Genomic DNA, 15,830 nt, shown 5'->3' with positions numbered 1-15,830 from the left:
AGTCACAGCAAACCATTCGTCGTCGCTATTCCCGTACCCGGGCGGCGTCAAGGATCACCTCGGCGATCCGCGGAGCATCATGGTCGAGCGTCGCCACATGATGGCTGCGGCGCAGTGAGACGACCCGGGGCGGCCGGGGAAGGCGAGACCGCAGCAGGGCCAGGGACCGCGGGCCGACGACGTTGTCGCGACCCGAGACGAGCACGGTGACCGGGCATTCGATCCGCCACAGCCTCTCGCGCAGGCCCCTTTGGGCGGCGGCGAACGAGGCCACTGCGGCCACTGGCGTGCGATCGTAGGCGTATTCGTCCCGACCCGGATGGGCGATGTCGTTGCCGATCGCGGGGACGGAGCGGACGACGTGCTTGAGCAGCTGCAGTCCCGACGCCAGGGGAGAGTCGATGACGAGGGCGGGGTTGACGAGAACGAGCGCATCGGCGGAATTCTTCTGAGTGCCGAGGCTCAGGGCCAGGGCTCCGCCCATCGACAGGCCGGCCACGATCACCTTCTCATGAGTGCTCCGCAGTTCGCGCAGCTCTTCTGCGGCGGAGTCGATCCAAGCGTCCCAGCCGGTTCGGTTCAGCTCCTGCCAGCGGGTTCCATGGCCCGGCAGCAGCGGCACGCTGACGCTCACACCCTCATCGCCGAGGGCGCGGGCGATCGGGGTCCACGCAGCCGGCGACCCCGTGATCCCATGGAGGAACAGCACCGCCTCCGACGCCTGCGGCACCCGCCGCCGGTAGGCCGCAGTGGCCGGCGATTGTGGCGTGAAGTCGATCTCCATAGCATTAGCATGGCATGGATGAACGGCGATGGCGTCAAGATATGATGACCGGAGACGACAAAGCGTCGTGACATGGAAGGGTGCTCGTGTTCTATTGGTTTCTCAAGCGAGTCGTGGCCGGACCCATCTTGCGGATACTCTTCCGTCCCTGGGTTCGCGGTGTGGACAACCTGCCGACCGAGGGCCCCGCGATCATCGCCGGAAACCACATGCACTTCATGGATTCCATCTTCGTCCCCCTGCTCGCCCCGCGCCCGGTCGTGTATCTGGCGAAGAAGGACTATTTCACCGGTCGCGGCATCAAGGGCGCGGTCACGCGCTGGTTCTTCAAACTCAACAATCAGCTCCCGATGGACCGGGCCGGCGGCAGCGCCTCGCAGGCTTCCTTGGAGTCCGGCCTCAAAGTGCTGCGCGAGGGCAACTCCCTGGGCATCTACCCCGAGGGCACCCGGAGCCCTGACGGCAAGCTCTATCGCGGCCGCACAGGTGTGGCCCGCCTGGTCCTCGAGTCCGGCGCCCCGGTCGTCCCGGTCGCCATCATCGGCACCGACAAGATCTCTCCCGTCGGTCGTCCGCTTCCGAAGTTCACTCGCGTCGGGGTCGTCTTCGGCGCTCCAATGGACTTCTCCAAATACGAAGGCCTGCCGACGGACCGGTTCCTCCTCCGTTCGATCACCGACGAGATCATGTACGAGATCATGCGCCTGTCCGGCCAGGAGTACGTCGACAAGTACGCGTCGACGGTGAAGACGAAGCTCCTGACCGCCGCCAAGCCCAAGAAGACCGACGAGTCCTGAGCTGTTCGAATACTGCGGTAACGGCGACACGCACAAATCGTTACCTTGAGGTGTTTGTCCTGGAAGGCGGGCCCGAATAGTTTGGAGATGTTGAATCCCACTGTAGGTCCGCCGAGAGAACAGGGCTAGAATGGCTATATTCTCTGCCCTTCAAAGCGACCTCGCTTCCCCCAGGGACTATAAGGAGGAGTCGGTGTGAACCGCTCAAGTCATGACACCTACCAGTCGACGCCCATACCGCCGGCTGCTCAAGGTCTCCTGTTCGATGACGATCTGCCCGTGCTCGATGAAGAGGCAGGCTACCGTGGTCCGACAGTGTGCAAAGTCGTCGGCATCAGCTACCGGCGGCTCGACTATTGGGCGCGCACCGATCTCGTGACCCCCTCGATCCGCAATGCCACCGGATCGGGAAGCCAGCGCCTCTACAGCTTCCGCGACATCCTCGTCCTCAAGATCGTCAAACGACTGCTCGACACCGGTGTCGGCCTGCAGTCGATCCGCACCGCAGTCGACCACCTGCGCTCTCGCGGCGTCGAGGACCTGTCGCAGATCACCCTGATGTCCGACGGGGCCAGCGTCTTCGAGTGCACCTCGCCCGATGAGGTCGTCGACCTTCTCCAGGGCGGACAGGGCGTCTTCGGCATCGCCGTCGGCCGAGTCTGGAACGAGGTCGAAGGCAGCCTCTCCGAACTCCCGAGCGAACGTCTTCCCGAGGACGACTCGTCCGTCGTCGCCATGGATGAGCTCGCGCAGCGCAGGGCGAAGAAGCTGGGCTGACCACTTCCGGCTGAGCGGCCTCACACCCAGCTCAGCCCACCCAAGCGGGGAATGAGCGAGTGGCCCGACCGAATCGGTCGGGCCACTCGCTCATTCATGTGCTGAGAGGTCGGCGTTGAGAGTTCAGCCGGGTACTGCGTGCGGTCCCCGGTCGGATCCGACCGCGAGAAGGGCGTGTCTACTTCCCGGACTTCTGACCTGCGGGAGTCTTCGCTTCGGCGCCGTCGCCGCCCGACGACTTCTTCTCAGGCGCCTTGTCCGAGTCCTTCTTCGGGCTGCGACGGGAACGGATGCTCTCCGAGCGCAGCGCACGGTCGAGGAGGACATCGAAGGACGCGGCGACCTCCTCGGCGGGCTTGCCCGGCCAGGAGTGGATCGGTCGAGCCGAACCCTGCGACTGCTGCATCACGGCACGTTCCGCCAAGGGCGGATTGAGGACGAGAGGCCCGAACATCTCCCGCATCTCCTGGATCCGGTAGTCGTGCTCGGTTGATCCGGCGCGCACCCGGTTGACGATGAGGCCGAGGGGCTGGAGATCGGAGGCGCCGCGTTGGCGCAGCTCGTCGGCGGCACGCAGGGCACGGTCCGCTGCCGCCACGGAGAACAGGCTCGGCTCCGTCACCACCGCCACCCGCGAACTCGCCGACCACGCTGTGCGGGTGAGCCCGTTGAGGCTCGGCGGGCAGTCGATGAGGACCAGACGATAGCCCTTGGCGATTCGGGTCAGAGCGTCGTCGAGCCTGCGCAGGTACCGTTCCGATAGGGACGGCCGGTCGAACTCGGCGGCGCGGGGGGAGCCGGAGATCACGTCGAGGTGACCCATCTTCTCACCCACCCAGCCCGAGGGCAGGATCGCCTCGGAGAGGATCTTCTGCGATTTCGGAGCGGCGAGGACATCGGCGATGTCGACGCGCGTCGAAGTCGGAACATCGAGGCCCGTCGAGGAATCGGCCTGAGGGTCCATGTCGACGACAAGAGTCGGTATTCCCCTGTTGTAGGCGGCCGAAGCCAGACCGAGCGTCACGGACGTCTTACCGACTCCGCCTTTGAGACTGCTGATACTTAGGACAAGCACTCTCCTACGGTAACGTATCGAGACCTCAACAGCCGTCTCGACCACGCCGGGCAAGTCCGATTTCGACCCCCCTCGATGAGGTAACCCAGGTCACTGAGTAGAGTTGGTCGAGCCAGACCATCGACCTGTCGCCACGCGGCGATCGAATACGAAGAGAGATACTATGACGTTCTCCAAAGTTCTTGTGGCAAACCGTGGGGAGATCGCAGTCCGTGCGTTCCGCGCGGCCTACGAACTCGGTGCCTCCACGGTTGCCGTCTTCCCCTGGGAGGACCGCAATTCCGAACACAGAATGAAGGCCGACGAGGCCTACCAGATCGGTGAGAAGGGACACCCCGTCCGCGCCTACCTCAGTGTTGAGGAGATGCTGCGCGTGGCCAAGGAATCCGGCGCCGATGCGATCTACCCCGGTTACGGGTTCCTGTCCGAGAATCCCGACCTGGCTCGTGCCTGCCAGGAGAATGGGATCACCTTCATCGGGCCTGCGGCCGATGTCCTCGAACTCGCCGGCAACAAGGTGCAGGCGCTGGCCGCCGCCCGTTCCGCCGGCATCCCGGTCCTCGATTCCACCCGCCCCTCGGCGGACATCGCCCAGCTGCTGGCGGACGCGGAGTCGATGCAGTTCCCCCTGTTCGTCAAGGCAGTGGCCGGCGGCGGCGGTCGGGGAATGCGGCGTGTGTCCGAGCCCGCGCAGCTCGAGGAGGCGCTCAAAGCCGCGATGCGCGAGGCCGAAGGCGCCTTCGGCGACCCGACGGTCTTCATCGAGCAGGCCGTCCAGCGACCCCGGCACATCGAAGTCCAGGTGCTCGCCGACAACGACTCCAACGCCATCCATCTGTTCGAACGGGACTGCTCCGTGCAGCGCCGGCACCAGAAGGTCATCGAGATCGCGCCGGCTCCGAACCTCGACCCGGCGATCGCCTCGGCGCTGCACGCCGACGCCATCAAGTTCGCCGCGGCTCTCGGCTACCAGAACGCCGGCACGGTCGAATTCCTCCTCGAGACCGAGGGACCGCGTGCCGGTCAGCACGTCTTCATCGAGATGAACCCCCGGATTCAGGTCGAGCACACGGTCACCGAGGAGATCACCGACGTCGACCTCGTCGCCTCCCAGATGCGCATCGCCGCAGGGGAGAGCCTCGCCGATCTCGGTCTCCGTCAGGAGGACATGCGAATCAGGGGCGCCGCTCTGCAGTGCCGCATCACCACCGAGGACCCGGCCAACTCCTTCCGGCCCGACACCGGCACCATCACCGCCTACCGCTCGGCCGGCGGCGCCGGAGTCCGCCTCGACGGCGGAACCGTCCACGCCGGCGCCTCGGTGAGCGCGCACTTCGACTCCATGCTCGTCAAGCTCTCCTGCCGCGGTCGGGACTTCCCGCAGGCCGTGTCCCGCGCCCGTCGTGCCCTCGCGGAGTTCCGCATCCGCGGTGTGTCGTCGAACATCGGCTTCCTCCGCGCGGTCCTCGAGGACGAGTCCTTCATCGCCGGTGACGTCGCCACCTCTTTCATCGAGGAGCGACCGCACCTGCTCGACGCCCGCGTCAGCGCGGACCGCGGATCGAAGATCCTCGACTACCTCGCCGATGTCACGGTCAATCGACCGTACGGGGAACCCACGGTGCGGATCCGTCCCTCCGACAAGCTGCCCGACATCGACCTCAGCGTGCCCGGGGCTCCCGGCAGCCGCGACCGGCTCCTCGACCTCGGACCGGAGGGCTTCGCCCGGGCACTGCGTGAGCAGACCGCGCTGGCGGTCACCGACACCACCTTCCGCGACGCCCACCAGTCACTGCTCGCGACCCGCGTGCGCACCCGCGACCTGCTGGCCGTCGCCGGCCACGTCTCACGGACGACCCCCGAGCTGCTGAGCATCGAGGCCTGGGGCGGGGCGACCTACGACGTCGCACTGCGCTTCCTCGGTGAGGATCCGTGGGAGCGCCTGGCACAGCTGCGCGAAGCCGTGCCCAACATCGCGCTGCAGATGCTCCTGCGCGGTCGCAACACCGTCGGCTACACCCCCTACCCGACCGCAGTCACCGACGCGTTCGTCGACGAGGCGGCGCGGACCGGCATCGACATCTTCCGCATCTTCGACGCCCTCAACGACGTCGAGCAGATGCGTCCGGCCATCGAGGCCGTGCGCGGCACGAACACCACCGTCGCCGAGGTGGCCCTGTGCTACACCTCCGACATCCTCGATCCGCGGGAGAAGCTCTACACCCTCGACTACTACCTGAAACTCGCCGAGGAGATCGTCGAGGCAGGCGCGCATGTGCTCGCGATCAAGGACATGGCCGGTCTGCTCCGTCCGGCAGCGGCCGCACGGCTCGTCACCTCCCTGCGTGAGAACTTCGACCTGCCCGTCCACGTCCACACCCACGACACTGCCGGCGGTCAGCTGGCGACCCTGTTCGCGGCTGCGGGAGCCGGAGCGGATGCTGTCGACGGTGCCTCTGCGGCGATGGCCGGCACCACCAGCCAGCCGAGCCTCTCGGCCCTGGTCGCCGCCTTCGAGAACACCCCGCGCGACACCGGGATCAGCCTGTCGGGCATCAGCGATCTCGAACCGTACTGGGAATCCGTGCGCAAGGTCTACGCGCCCTTCGAATCGGGCCTGCCCGGACCGACCGGTCGTGTCTACCGCCATGAGATCCCCGGAGGCCAGCTGTCCAACCTGCGGCAGCAGGCCGTGGCACTGGGACTGGGGGAGAAGTTCGAGCAGATCGAGCAGATGTACGAGGCCGCCGATGACATCCTCGGACACCTTGTCAAGGTCACCCCGTCCTCCAAGGTCGTCGGCGACCTGGCACTGCACCTCGTCGGCGTCGGCGCTGATCCGCAGGACTTCGCCGCGAACCCCGACAAGTACGACATCCCGGACTCGGTGATCGGCTTCCTCAACGGAGAGCTCGGTGACCCTCCGGGCGGCTGGCCGGAGCCGTTCCGCACCAAGGCCCTGGCCGGGCGCAACCACCGACCGGTGGCCGAACGGCTCGAGCCCGCGGACGAAGCGGCGCTCCAGGAGCCCGGTTCGGCCCGGCAGGCCAAGCTCAACGAACTCCTGTTCCCGGGACCGACGAAGGAGTTCCAGCGGATGCGGGCCGACTACGGCGATCTGTCCGTGGTCGAGACCTCGGAATACCTCTACGGTCTCACCGCCGGTCAGGAGCACGCCGTACACCTGTCCAAGGGCAAGAATCTCCTCATCGGCGTCCAGGCAATCAGCGGCACCGACGAACGCGGCATGCGCTCAGTCATGTTCACCCTCAACGGGCAGCTGCGGCCCCTGCAGGTCCGCGATCGCTCCGTCGAGGTCGACGTCAAGACCGCGGAGAAGGCCGACCCTTCCAACCCGAAGCATGTCGCCAGCCCCTTCGCCGGAGTGGTCACCCTCCAGGTCCAGGTCGGCGACGAGGTCGAGGCCGGAGCGACGGTCGCCACGATCGAGGCGATGAAGATGGAGGCGGCCATCACCACTCAGGTCTCAGGCGTCGTGTCCCGTGTCGCGATCGGCAACGTGCAGCAGCTCGAGGGCGGTGACCTCGTGGTGGTCATCGATGGCTGAACGGGAGATCCGTCTCTGGGGCGACCCGGTGCTGCGCAGCCCGTGCGCACCGGTCACCACGTTCGATGAGAGCATCGAGACGCTGGCCCAGGACCTCCTCGACACCGCGCGGCCTTCGGGCCGCGCGGCCGTCGCCGCCCCGCAGATCGGCGTCGGGCTGCGCGCCTTCGCCTATGACCTCGACGGTCGCAGCGGATACGTCATCAATCCGGAGATCGTCGAGGTCGGCGGTGAGCTGCGCGACATCGACGAAGGCTGCCTGTCCGTTCCCGGCCTCTTCTTCCCCACCCCGCGCTACGAGTTCGCGCGGGTGAGGGGAGTCGACGCGGCGAACAATCCCATCGAGGTCTCGGGCACCGAGGTCTTCGCCCAGATGCTCCAGCACGAGGTCGCCCACCTGGACGGTCAGGTCTACATCCAGACGCTGCCCAAGGAGACACGGCGCACGGCGATGAAGGAGATCCGCGCGGCAGCGTGGTTCCTCAAGAACTGACAGTGGTTCCTCAAGAACTGACAAGAAGGATGGAGAGATGAGCATTCAGCGCAGCGCGGTCATCGGCAGCGGACTGATGGGAGCCGGCATCGCGGAGGTGCTGGCGAAGGCCGGTCAGGATGTGATCGTGTCCGAGGTCAGCGCCGAGGCCTCGGCGGCTGGGCGGGACCGGATCGAGAAGTCCCTGGCCAAGGCCGTGGCCAAGGGCAAGCTGTCCGCAGACGACCGCGACCAGGCGTGGTCACGGCTGCGCTTCACCACCGACACAGGTGATCTCGCGGACAGGCAGCTCGTCATCGAAGCCGCCAGCGAGAACGAGGACATCAAGAAGTCGATCTTCGCCGAACTCGACTCCGTCGTCACGGACTCGGACGCGATCCTGGCCTCGAACACCTCGTCGATGCCGATCATCCGATTCGCGCAGGCGACGTCGCGGCCCGACCGCGTGCTCGGGGTGCACTTCTTCAACCCTGCACCCGTGCAGCCGCTCGTCGAGATCGTATCCTCGGTGGTCACGGCCGATGCGGTGCGCCAGACGATGACCGACTTCGTCGCCGAGGTGCTCGGGAAGACGCCGATCCAGGCCGGTGATCGTCCCGGCTTCATCGTCAATGCCCTCCTCATCCCGTACCTGTGCTCGGCGATCCGAATGCTCGAATCCGGGTTCGCGACGAAGGAGGACATCGATGCCGGGATGGTGGGCGGCTGTGCCCACCCGATGGGGCCGATCGCCCTGGCCGACCTGGTGGGACTCGACACCTGCCTGTTCGCGGCTGAGTCCATGTACGCGGAGACCGGTGACCCCGCAGTGAAGCCGCCGGTCCTGCTGTCGCGGATGGTAGACGCCGGACTGCTCGGCGTCAAGTCCGGTCGCGGGTTCTACGACCACTGAGCGGCGAGTGCCGGGTTCGAAACGCCCGGCACTCGCCGCCGGCCGTCCGGCCGGCTGAGTCCCGGGTCCAGCGCCCTGACTCAGCCGGCTCACCTGTCTCAGCCGGCCAGCGGTTTCGTGGCCCGGCTCAGCCGGCCAGCAGCTTCTCGAGACTGGCGAGCTTCACGCAGGCGACCAGCCCCGTCGAGGCCAGCTCGACCTCCTCGAGGCTCGGCATCGTCGGGGCGATCCGGATGACTCTGTTGTTCGGATCGAGACCATAGGGATGAGTGGCGCCCGCAGGGGTCAGCTTCACGCCCGCCTCGCCCGCCAGCTTGACGATCCGCTCGGCGGTCCCCTCGAGGGTCGTCAGGGTGATGAAGTAACCGCCGTCCGGCTCGGTCCAGCTGGCGAAGTCCGTGCCGCCCAGACCGGACTCCAGCGTGGACAGCACGGCGTCGAACTTCGGGGCGATGATCTGAGCGTGTCGGCGCATGTGCGCCTCGACTCCGGCGGCATCGCCGAAGAACCGCAGGTGGCGCAGCTGATTGATCTTGTCCGGACCGATGGCGATGTTCGACAGGTTCGCCCGGAACCAGGAGAACGTCTCCGGTCCCGCCCCGAAGAACGAGACACCGGCACCCGCATGGGTGATCTTCGAGGTGGAGGCGAAGATCCAGGGTCGCTCCGGGTTCCCCGCCTCGGCGCACAGGCTGAGGATGTCGAGAGTGTCGGGGTGGTCCTCTCGCAGATGGTGGAGTCCGTATGCGTTGTCCCACAGCAGTGTGAAATCCGCAGCCGCTGCGGGCATCGCTGCCAGCTCCCGAGCCCTGGACTCGGAGATCGTGATCCCTGTCGGGTTCGAGTACATGGGCACCAGCCACATGGCTTTGACGGATGGATCCTCGGCCAGTCGTACCGCCTCGGCGACGACGGGGCCCTCCTCATCCATTGGGATGCTCAGCAGCTCGAAGCCCAGGGACTCGGCCAGAGTGAAGTGCCGGTCGTAGCCGGGCACCGGGCAGATGATCTTGTGCGGTCCCGCGCCCCAGGGGCGGGCGCTGAGGGGCGTGCCGCCCAGGAGCGCGAACGTCAGAGCCTGAGCCATCAGGGTCAGCGATGCGTTTCCGCCGGCCAGCAGTTGGCTCGTCGGCACCCTGAGCAGGGGAGAGAAGAGCTCGCGCAGCTCTTCGATACCCTCGAGACCGCCGTAGTTGCGGGTGTCGACGCCGCTGGGGGTGAACACGTCTTCGCCGCGGACAGCGTCGAGGAGACCGGCCGAGAGATCGAGCTGTTCGCTTCCGGGCTTGCCGCGGGTGATGTCGAGGGCGAGGCCTCTGGCCGCGAACTCCTCATACTCCCTCGCAGCGGTGTCGAGTTGGTCCTGCAGTTCGGACGGGGGGGTCATCGATGCTCCTTGTCGCTTGATCTCAGCCGATGGTTCCATCCTAGTCACTGGCCGCAGAACCCGTGCGATCCGCCGGATAGAGTGGACGGGTGTCGACCGACAGGAAGGGAACGGACGTGAGACCTCGGGCCAAAGCCTCACATGGAACGCGCTTCGGCGAGTTGGGGGAGCTCTACGACGAGGTCAGACCCGGCTACCCGGAGGCCGCGCTCCGCCTCGTCGGTGAAGACTGGTCCGGTCTGCGTGTCTGTGACCTGGGAGCGGGCACCGGGATCCTCAGCCGCAGCCTGCTCTCCCTGGGCGCCGAGGTCGTCGCCGTCGACCCCGACGCAGCCGCCCTCGAGCGCAATCCCTCCCGCCGCCTGGTGGGCACAGCGGAAGCAACGGGCCTCAACGACGGCAGCGTCGACGTGGTCGCCGTCGCCCAAGCCTGGCATTGGTTCGACGAGGCCGCGGCGGGGGAGGAGATCGCCCGCATCCTGACTCCCGGTGGTCGCCTGCTCATCCTCATCAATCAGCTCGACGTCCGCGTCGACTGGGTGCTGAGGCTGAGCCGGATCATGCACGCCGGCGATGTCTACCGGCCCGAATTCCGCCCGCGGCCGGGAGCGGGCTTCGCACTCGTCGAGCATGCGCTCATCGAGTTCGACACTCCCATCACCGTTGACGGCGTCATCGACCTGGCGCGAACACGGTCGTACTGGTTGCGGTCGAATGAGCGGACTCGGGCGCGCGTCGAGTCGAATCTGCGCGAGTACTTCACGACAGAGCACCCGGTGACAGGCACGATGGGGCTTCCGTACATGTGCCTGGCCTACCTGCTCCAGCGCTGACCGCGAGTCGTAGTGCCGGCTCCGGTGCCGGCCCCAGTCGTAGTGCCTGAATCCACCGAGCGGGCCGCACCACGAGGTGCGACCCGCTCGAGTCCGGAAATGCATGTCCGTGACGATGCGTCCCGGAAGACGGTTCTCGGAAGTGAGTCAGGCCTGCCCGGAGACCTGCTTCGGGTCCGTCGTCGAGGACTCCACGACCTCCGGTGACGACACTGTCGACTGCGAACCCGACTGCGAGTGGGCGACCGTGATCTTGCGCGGGCGGGCCTCCTCGGCGACCGGGATCGTCAGCGTGAGGACGCCGTCCTCGTACTCGGCCCGGATCCGATCCAGCGAGACCCGGTTGCCCAGGGTGAGCTGGCGGGCGTACGTGCCCGTCGTGCGCTCACGAGTCAGCCACTTGACGTCCTTGTCCGCAACGGCGGAACGACGCTGAGCCCGGACCGTGAGGGTGCGGTCCTCGACGTCGACATCGATGCTGGAGGGATCGACCCCGGGCATGTCGATGTGCGCGACGAAGACCTCGCCGTCCCGGTAGAGGTCCATGGGAAGCGACGTCGATGACGGAGTCCTCGTCACCTCCGAGAAGAAGCGGTCGAGGTCACGGATGGGATCGAAACGAGTTGCCATGAGTATTCCTTTCTCACGCGGGTCCTTACGTTGAGTCAAACACACTCAACTTTGAAATCATTCCCGTCGCAGCAAATTCTCAGCAAAAAGGCGGTCGGGGCCGCGAGGGGACCCGACCGCCTTCAGACGGTGATGTCAGCGGACATCAGACGGTGATGTCACTCGTTGTCGGCGCTGATGTCGGGCCGGCGGGAACCGAGCTCGGAGTCGATGCTCAGCAGGCCGGAACCGGATTCGCCGGCCATTTCGAGGCGGCCGATGATCTCGGAGATGCTCGACTCCTCTTCGACCTGCTCATCGATGAACCAGTGCAGCAGGGGGAGGACATCGAGATCGGACTCGGCCTGCGCGGTGCGGTAGAGGTTGCGGATCGACTCCGAAACCTTCTCCTCATGGGCGAGGGCGGCCTTGAAGAAGTCGATCGGGCGCGAGCCCGAGACCTTCGGCGCCGCGATGTCGCCGATCTGCGGGGCGAAGCCGCGGTCGAGACAGTGTTCGATGAACTTCGCCGCGTGGACCTGCTCCTCCTCCGACTGCGCCCGCATCCACCGGGTCATCCCGGGGAGGTCGAGATCGTCGAGCTGAATGGACAGCTGCAGGTAGACCATCGAAGCCTCGAGCTCGAGGGTGACCTGCTCGCCGAGGACGTTCTGCATTGCGGGACTCAAGTGCATTTCATGCTCCTTCGGGTTTCGAGGCTGCCGTTCGACCGCCTTCAGTACCACCAGACTGTCACCTTCTCCGGAATGATTCCAGAATGGTTAGGCTCCGCAAACAAAGCTCAGGCATAGCAAACCCGGCGGCTTTGTGCCACGCTGGAAGCATGACTGACAACGAAGAGCTCAACCAGTGGAACCAGACCGAGGATGCGTTGCGGACCCGGTTTCTGACCGGATCCTTCGTCCGGGGGGTCGCCTTCATCAATGCGATCACTGACGCCGCCGAGGCGGCCGGTCATCACCCGGACGTCGACCTGCGCTACCCGCATGTCGACATCGCCCTGACCACGCACGATGCCGGGGCCCTCACGGACAAGGACACCGCGATGGCCGCTGAGATCTCCCGGATCGCGGAGGACCAGGACATCTCAGCGGACCCCTCGCAGGTCTGAGGCCGGCCGCTGACCCGCAGGCGGGCCGCAGGCTCGGAAGCCGCGGTCCGTCTCAGATCTCAGGGTGGCGGAGGTGGAACTCGGTGGCCGCCTCGAACGCGTGCGCCATCCGCAGCAGACCCACGTCGTTGCCCGGCTTGGCCACCAGCTGCACTCCGACCGGCAGACCTGAGGCGGAGAACCCGGCGGGCACCGAGATCGCCGGACAACCGGTGGCCGAGATCAGGCACAGAGCCCGCATCCAATCGAGGTAGTTGTCGAGCTTCTCCCCATTGATCTCGGTCGGATACTCGATCGCGGCGTCGAAGGGCAGAACCTGGCAGGTCGAGAGAACGAGAACGTCGTGATCGGCGAAGAACCGATCGACCTCGCCGAAGAGACGCGCGCGGGCACGGGCGGCGGAGACCACCTCGGCGCCGGTGAGCTTCAGCCCCAGCTCGATGTTCCACACCACCGACTCCTTGATCCGGTCCTTCTGCGTTTCGTACAGGGGACCCCAGGCGTTGACGAAGTCGAGGGCCCGGTGGACTCCGAAGACCTCATCGGCGTCGGACAGGTCGGGAATCGTGTCGCTGACCTCGGCCCCGAGGTCGGTGAAGACCTGCGCGGTGCCCGCCACGACTTCGCGCACTTCCGTCTCCATGGGCAGGAGCCCGGCGAGATCGGGGCTGAAGCCGACCCGGACCCCCGTCAGCTCCGGCTGGAAGTCAGCGACGATCGCGAACTCGGGCAGGTCGAAGACGCTGCCCGGCTCGTCGATCGAGCCGGGACCGCCGGGCTCGGGCCCGCTGCCCACGCTCATCAGCAGAGCGACGTCGGAGACTGTCCTGGCCATGAATCCCGACTGCGCCAGCCAGGCGAAGGGATCGCCCGGCAGCGTGTGGGGGATCCGGCCGTTGGAGGGGCGGAATCCGACGACGTTGTTGAACGAACCGGGGGAGCGCAGAGACCCGCCCATGTCCGAGCCGTCGCCCGAGGCCTGGATGCCGGCTGCCAGGGCCGCCCCGACTCCGCCCGAGGACCCCGACGCCGACTTCGTCGTGTCATAGGGGTTGAGCGTCGTGCCGAACACGTCGTTGAACGTGTGGGAGCCGGCTGCGAACTCCGGCACGTTCGTCTTCCCGGTCGTGTTGATCCCGGCCGCTTTGAGCCGGGAGATGATGAGGGAATCCGACTCGGGAACCCGGTCGGCCATCAGGGGAGAGCCCCAGGTGGTGAGCATTCCCTTGGTGTCGTGGGTGTCCTTGTGCGTCATCGGCACCCCATGCAGGGGCCCGATCGGCTCCTCCCGTGCGATGGCCTCGTCGGCGGCCTCGGCCCGCTTCCAAGCGCCTTCGTCATCACGAGTGACCACGGCGTTGATGGCCGGGTTGACCGCGTCGATGCGCCCCAGGTGGTCCTCGAGAGCCTCTCTCGCGGAGATCTCGCGGTTGGCGATCTTCGCCGCCAGCTCACGGGTGGAGATCCATCTCAGTTCATCGCTCACTCCGGCCCTCACCTTCCGAGCTGGCTGAGAACGGCCGTGAGAGCCGCGCGGATCCCGGTCTCCAACGTCGTCTCGACGTCGTCGGGAGCGAAGAACGGCGAATGGTTGCCCGGAGGCGTCTCATCCGACTCGAGCTTCGCGGGGGAGTAGCCGCCGAAGAACCAGTAGACGTAGGGAACCTCGATGTCGTCGCCGAAGGCCCCGAAGTCCTCACTGCCCGTCACCGCCTCGGAGAGGTGGACCTGCTCGGCACCGAGCTCGGCCTCGAGATCGCTCAGCAGCGCCTCGGCGAGGTCCGGGTCGTTGTAGCAGCGAGGGAAGCGGTACATCTCCTCGATGACCGGTTCCGGGGCGCCGGAGGCAAGCGCCTCGGCGAGGATGATCCGCTGGATCCGGTCGAGCACGACTTCGCGGACCTCCTCCTTGAAGGTGCGGATGTTGAGCTTGAACTCCGCGGAGTCCGGGATGATGTTCTCCTTCAGCCCGCCGTGGAAGGTGCCGACCGTGACGACGGCCATGTCGCGGCCCGAGATCTCGCGGGACACGACGCTCTGCAGCCGAGTGATCATGTAGGCGCCGAGCACGATCGGGTCGACTGCGTTCTCCGGCTGCGAACCGTGTGCCTGCTTGCCCTTGACGGTGACCTTCAGGCAGTCGGACATCGCCATCGCCGTGCCGGACGCGGCGTAGATGTGCCCCGCCTGGCCGGGCCAGACGTGCTGACCATAGACGACGTCCGGCTTGACGACATGCTCCCAGAGGCCGTCGTCGAGCATCGCGCGCGCGCCCTGCCCGGTCTCCTCACCGGGCTGGAACAGCAGGACGACGGTGCCTGACCACAGGTCCCTGTGCTCGACGAGGTGCTTGGCCAGAGCCAGCCCGACGGTGATGTGGGTGTCGTGGCCGCAGCCGTGCATGACCTTCGTGGTGGTGCCGTCGGGCAGAGTGCCCTCGGCCGTGGAGGCATAGTCGAGTCCGGTGTCCTCGGCGATCGGCAGTCCGTCGGTGTCCGCCCGGTAGGCGACGACCGGTCCGTCGCCGTTCTCGATGACGCTGACGACGCCGGTCCCGCCGAACGTCATCGTGCTCAGACCGAGGCTCTCGAGCCGCTGTGCGATCGCCGCCGCGGTGCGCGTCTCCTGCATGGAGAGTTCGGGGGACCGGTGGAACTCCTTGTAGGTCTCGACCGTGGCCGCCAGGTCGGCGGAGATCGCGTCCTTGAGGGCGGAGCTGAGTGGCATGGTGTCCTTTCCTTGGTCAGTTGATTCCGACGGTGTCGTCACCGTCGGCGCGTTTGTCGGTGACGGACTTGTTCCGGGTGAACCAGGTGACGATGATCGTCAGTATGACCACGATAGCCACATCTCCGGGGGCCAGCACCGGAACCAGGCGAACGAGGACGAGGATGACCAGCGCCGCGATGACGAGGGCGATGATCGTCGACTTGACCTGTTTGAGCGAGGTGATGAGCTGCACCGTGACGCCGCCCAGGATGGCCGGCAGGATGTAGAGCTGGGCGATGTTGGTCACCGGCTCGGGAATGATGGACACGAGCCAGGTGCCGAGGATGCCGACGAACAGCACCATCGAGATCACGTGGATGATGGCCGCACCGCAGATCGCCATCGTCGCGGCGTACTCACCCTTGCGCGTACCCGGTTTCACCCCGATCGTGGCCTGAGCGACGATGGCGGAGGGCAGCAGCTTGTTCGACACATTGCCGATCATGAATGCCTGGTACATTCCGGCTGGTCCCAGAATGGGGAAGTAGGTCAGCGGTTCGACGATGTAGAAGACGCCGTAGACAGCGAAGACGGCGAGGAATCCGGTGAGGATGTTCCCGAAGTCGATGTTGGCATCGGCGACGAAGAGCAGATAGAACGGCACCGAGGTGGCGATGAGGAACCCGGTGAACAGGGTGATCGAGCCCCAGCGGGTCGTCGTCCTCTCGAAGGCCTCATGCGATGGTGAGGCGACAGTGTTCGACATGGCTTTCT

General features: G+C 66.4%; 15 protein-coding genes. 7 read left to right on the top strand and 8 right to left on the bottom strand.

The features are described from left to right. Positions 1-25: 25 nt before the first annotated feature. Positions 26-784, bottom strand: coding sequence for an alpha/beta fold hydrolase (locus RIT73_RS01580; RefSeq protein WP_309130295.1), 759 nt, complete (start codon positions 782-784; stop codon positions 26-28). 86 nt (positions 785-870) lie between these two features. Between RIT73_RS01580 and RIT73_RS01575 the strand changes: the two genes are divergently transcribed. Together RIT73_RS01575 and RIT73_RS01570 are read left to right on the top strand one after the other, a co-directional pair. After that, positions 871-1,581, top strand: a complete 711-nt coding sequence (locus tag RIT73_RS01575; protein WP_309130294.1) for a lysophospholipid acyltransferase family protein — start codon at positions 871-873, stop codon at positions 1,579-1,581. A 195-nt stretch (positions 1,582-1,776) separates the two neighbouring features. Further along, positions 1,777-2,358: a MerR family transcriptional regulator gene (locus tag RIT73_RS01570; RefSeq protein ID WP_309130293.1), complete on the top strand. Its 582-nt coding sequence runs from the start codon at positions 1,777-1,779 to the stop codon at positions 2,356-2,358. Between the two features lie 178 nt (positions 2,359-2,536). Here RIT73_RS01570 and RIT73_RS01565 read toward each other — a convergent pair whose 3' ends face one another. After that, positions 2,537-3,433 carry a ParA family protein gene (locus RIT73_RS01565; protein WP_309130292.1) on the bottom strand — a complete coding sequence of 299 codons (897 nt, stop codon included), beginning with the start codon at positions 3,431-3,433 and terminating at the stop codon, positions 2,537-2,539. A 163-nt stretch (positions 3,434-3,596) separates the two neighbouring features. On the opposite strand from RIT73_RS01565, the gene RIT73_RS01560 reads away from it, so the two are divergent. Genes RIT73_RS01560 through RIT73_RS01550 form a run of 3 tightly spaced genes read left to right on the top strand, consistent with a single transcriptional unit; the run spans position 3,597 to position 8,386 of the window. Further along, the gene (locus tag RIT73_RS01560; RefSeq protein ID WP_309130291.1) at positions 3,597-7,001 is read left to right on the top strand and encodes a pyruvate carboxylase; all 3,405 of its coding nucleotides are present in this window, start codon (positions 3,597-3,599) and stop codon (positions 6,999-7,001) included. Next, the gene (locus tag RIT73_RS01555) at positions 6,994-7,494 is read left to right on the top strand and encodes a peptide deformylase (protein ID WP_309130290.1); all 501 of its coding nucleotides are present in this window, start codon (positions 6,994-6,996) and stop codon (positions 7,492-7,494) included. Before RIT73_RS01560 ends, RIT73_RS01555 begins: the two co-directional genes overlap by 8 nt. Before the next feature lie 37 nt (positions 7,495-7,531). Beyond that, positions 7,532-8,386, top strand: coding sequence for a 3-hydroxybutyryl-CoA dehydrogenase (locus RIT73_RS01550; protein WP_309130289.1), 855 nt, complete (start codon positions 7,532-7,534; stop codon positions 8,384-8,386). 127 nt (positions 8,387-8,513) lie between these two features. Here the strand turns inward: RIT73_RS01550 and RIT73_RS01545 are convergent, their stop codons facing one another. Beyond that, positions 8,514-9,773: an aminotransferase gene (locus RIT73_RS01545; RefSeq protein ID WP_309130288.1), complete on the bottom strand. Its 1,260-nt coding sequence runs from the start codon at positions 9,771-9,773 to the stop codon at positions 8,514-8,516. A gap of 89 nt (positions 9,774-9,862) precedes the next feature. Here RIT73_RS01545 and RIT73_RS01540 point away from each other — a divergent pair, with 89 nt between their 5' ends. Further along, positions 9,863-10,606: a class I SAM-dependent methyltransferase gene (locus RIT73_RS01540; RefSeq protein ID WP_309130287.1), complete on the top strand. Its 744-nt coding sequence runs from the start codon at positions 9,863-9,865 to the stop codon at positions 10,604-10,606. Between the two features lie 147 nt (positions 10,607-10,753). On the opposite strand, the gene RIT73_RS01535 is transcribed toward RIT73_RS01540, so the two are convergent. Together RIT73_RS01535 and RIT73_RS01530 are read right to left on the bottom strand one after the other, a co-directional pair. Next, positions 10,754-11,236: an Hsp20/alpha crystallin family protein gene (locus tag RIT73_RS01535; protein WP_309130286.1), complete on the bottom strand. Its 483-nt coding sequence runs from the start codon at positions 11,234-11,236 to the stop codon at positions 10,754-10,756. Positions 11,237-11,394: 158 nt separating this feature from the next. Further along, positions 11,395-11,910, bottom strand: coding sequence for a ferritin (locus RIT73_RS01530; protein WP_309130285.1), 516 nt, complete (start codon positions 11,908-11,910; stop codon positions 11,395-11,397). Positions 11,911-12,059: 149 nt separating this feature from the next. Here RIT73_RS01530 and RIT73_RS01525 point away from each other — a divergent pair, with 149 nt between their 5' ends. Further along, positions 12,060-12,347 carry a 4a-hydroxytetrahydrobiopterin dehydratase gene (locus tag RIT73_RS01525; RefSeq protein WP_309130284.1) on the top strand — a complete coding sequence of 96 codons (288 nt, stop codon included), beginning with the start codon at positions 12,060-12,062 and terminating at the stop codon, positions 12,345-12,347. 52 nt (positions 12,348-12,399) lie between these two features. Here RIT73_RS01525 and RIT73_RS01520 read toward each other — a convergent pair whose 3' ends face one another. From RIT73_RS01520 to RIT73_RS01510, 3 genes are read right to left on the bottom strand one after another with little or no spacing between them, the layout of a single operon-like run. After that, positions 12,400-13,833: an amidase family protein gene (locus tag RIT73_RS01520; protein WP_309130283.1), complete on the bottom strand. Its 1,434-nt coding sequence runs from the start codon at positions 13,831-13,833 to the stop codon at positions 12,400-12,402. 8 nt (positions 13,834-13,841) lie between these two features. Then, the gene (locus RIT73_RS01515) at positions 13,842-15,074 is read right to left on the bottom strand and encodes an amidohydrolase (RefSeq protein ID WP_309130282.1); all 1,233 of its coding nucleotides are present in this window, start codon (positions 15,072-15,074) and stop codon (positions 13,842-13,844) included. 16 nt (positions 15,075-15,090) lie between these two features. Next, positions 15,091-15,822, bottom strand: a complete 732-nt coding sequence (locus RIT73_RS01510) for a hypothetical protein (protein ID WP_309130281.1) — start codon at positions 15,820-15,822, stop codon at positions 15,091-15,093. Between the last annotated feature and the right edge of the window lie 8 nt (positions 15,823-15,830).

Origin of the sequence: Brevibacterium sp. (genome assembly GCF_031179145.1) — a bacterium.
Taxonomy (GTDB): domain Bacteria; phylum Actinomycetota; class Actinomycetes; order Actinomycetales; family Brevibacteriaceae; genus Brevibacterium.
Note: the sequence above shows the minus strand (reverse complement) of the source record. Positions and strands in the feature narration are given on the sequence as shown.

Bases quoted from the DNA above. Each gene is read 5' to 3' on its own strand.
- RIT73_RS01580 (WP_309130295.1), bottom strand. From the start codon at position 784: ATGGAGATCGACTTCACGCCACAATCGCCGGCCACTGCGGCCTACCGG.
- RIT73_RS01560 (WP_309130291.1), top strand. From the start codon at position 3,597: ATGACGTTCTCCAAAGTTCTTGTGGCAAACCGTGGGGAGATCGCAGTC.
- RIT73_RS01555 (WP_309130290.1), top strand. From the start codon at position 6,994: ATGGCTGAACGGGAGATCCGTCTCTGGGGCGACCCGGTGCTGCGCAGC.
- RIT73_RS01550 (WP_309130289.1), top strand. From the start codon at position 7,532: ATGAGCATTCAGCGCAGCGCGGTCATCGGCAGCGGACTGATGGGAGCC.
- RIT73_RS01545 (WP_309130288.1), bottom strand. From the start codon at position 9,773: ATGACCCCCCCGTCCGAACTGCAGGACCAACTCGACACCGCTGCGAGG.
- RIT73_RS01535 (WP_309130286.1), bottom strand. From the start codon at position 11,236: ATGGCAACTCGTTTCGATCCCATCCGTGACCTCGACCGCTTCTTCTCG.
- RIT73_RS01530 (WP_309130285.1), bottom strand. From the start codon at position 11,910: ATGCACTTGAGTCCCGCAATGCAGAACGTCCTCGGCGAGCAGGTCACC.
- RIT73_RS01525 (WP_309130284.1), top strand. From the start codon at position 12,060: ATGACTGACAACGAAGAGCTCAACCAGTGGAACCAGACCGAGGATGCG.
- RIT73_RS01515 (WP_309130282.1), bottom strand. From the start codon at position 15,074: ATGCCACTCAGCTCCGCCCTCAAGGACGCGATCTCCGCCGACCTGGCG.
- RIT73_RS01510 (WP_309130281.1), bottom strand. From the start codon at position 15,822: ATGTCGAACACTGTCGCCTCACCATCGCATGAGGCCTTCGAGAGGACG.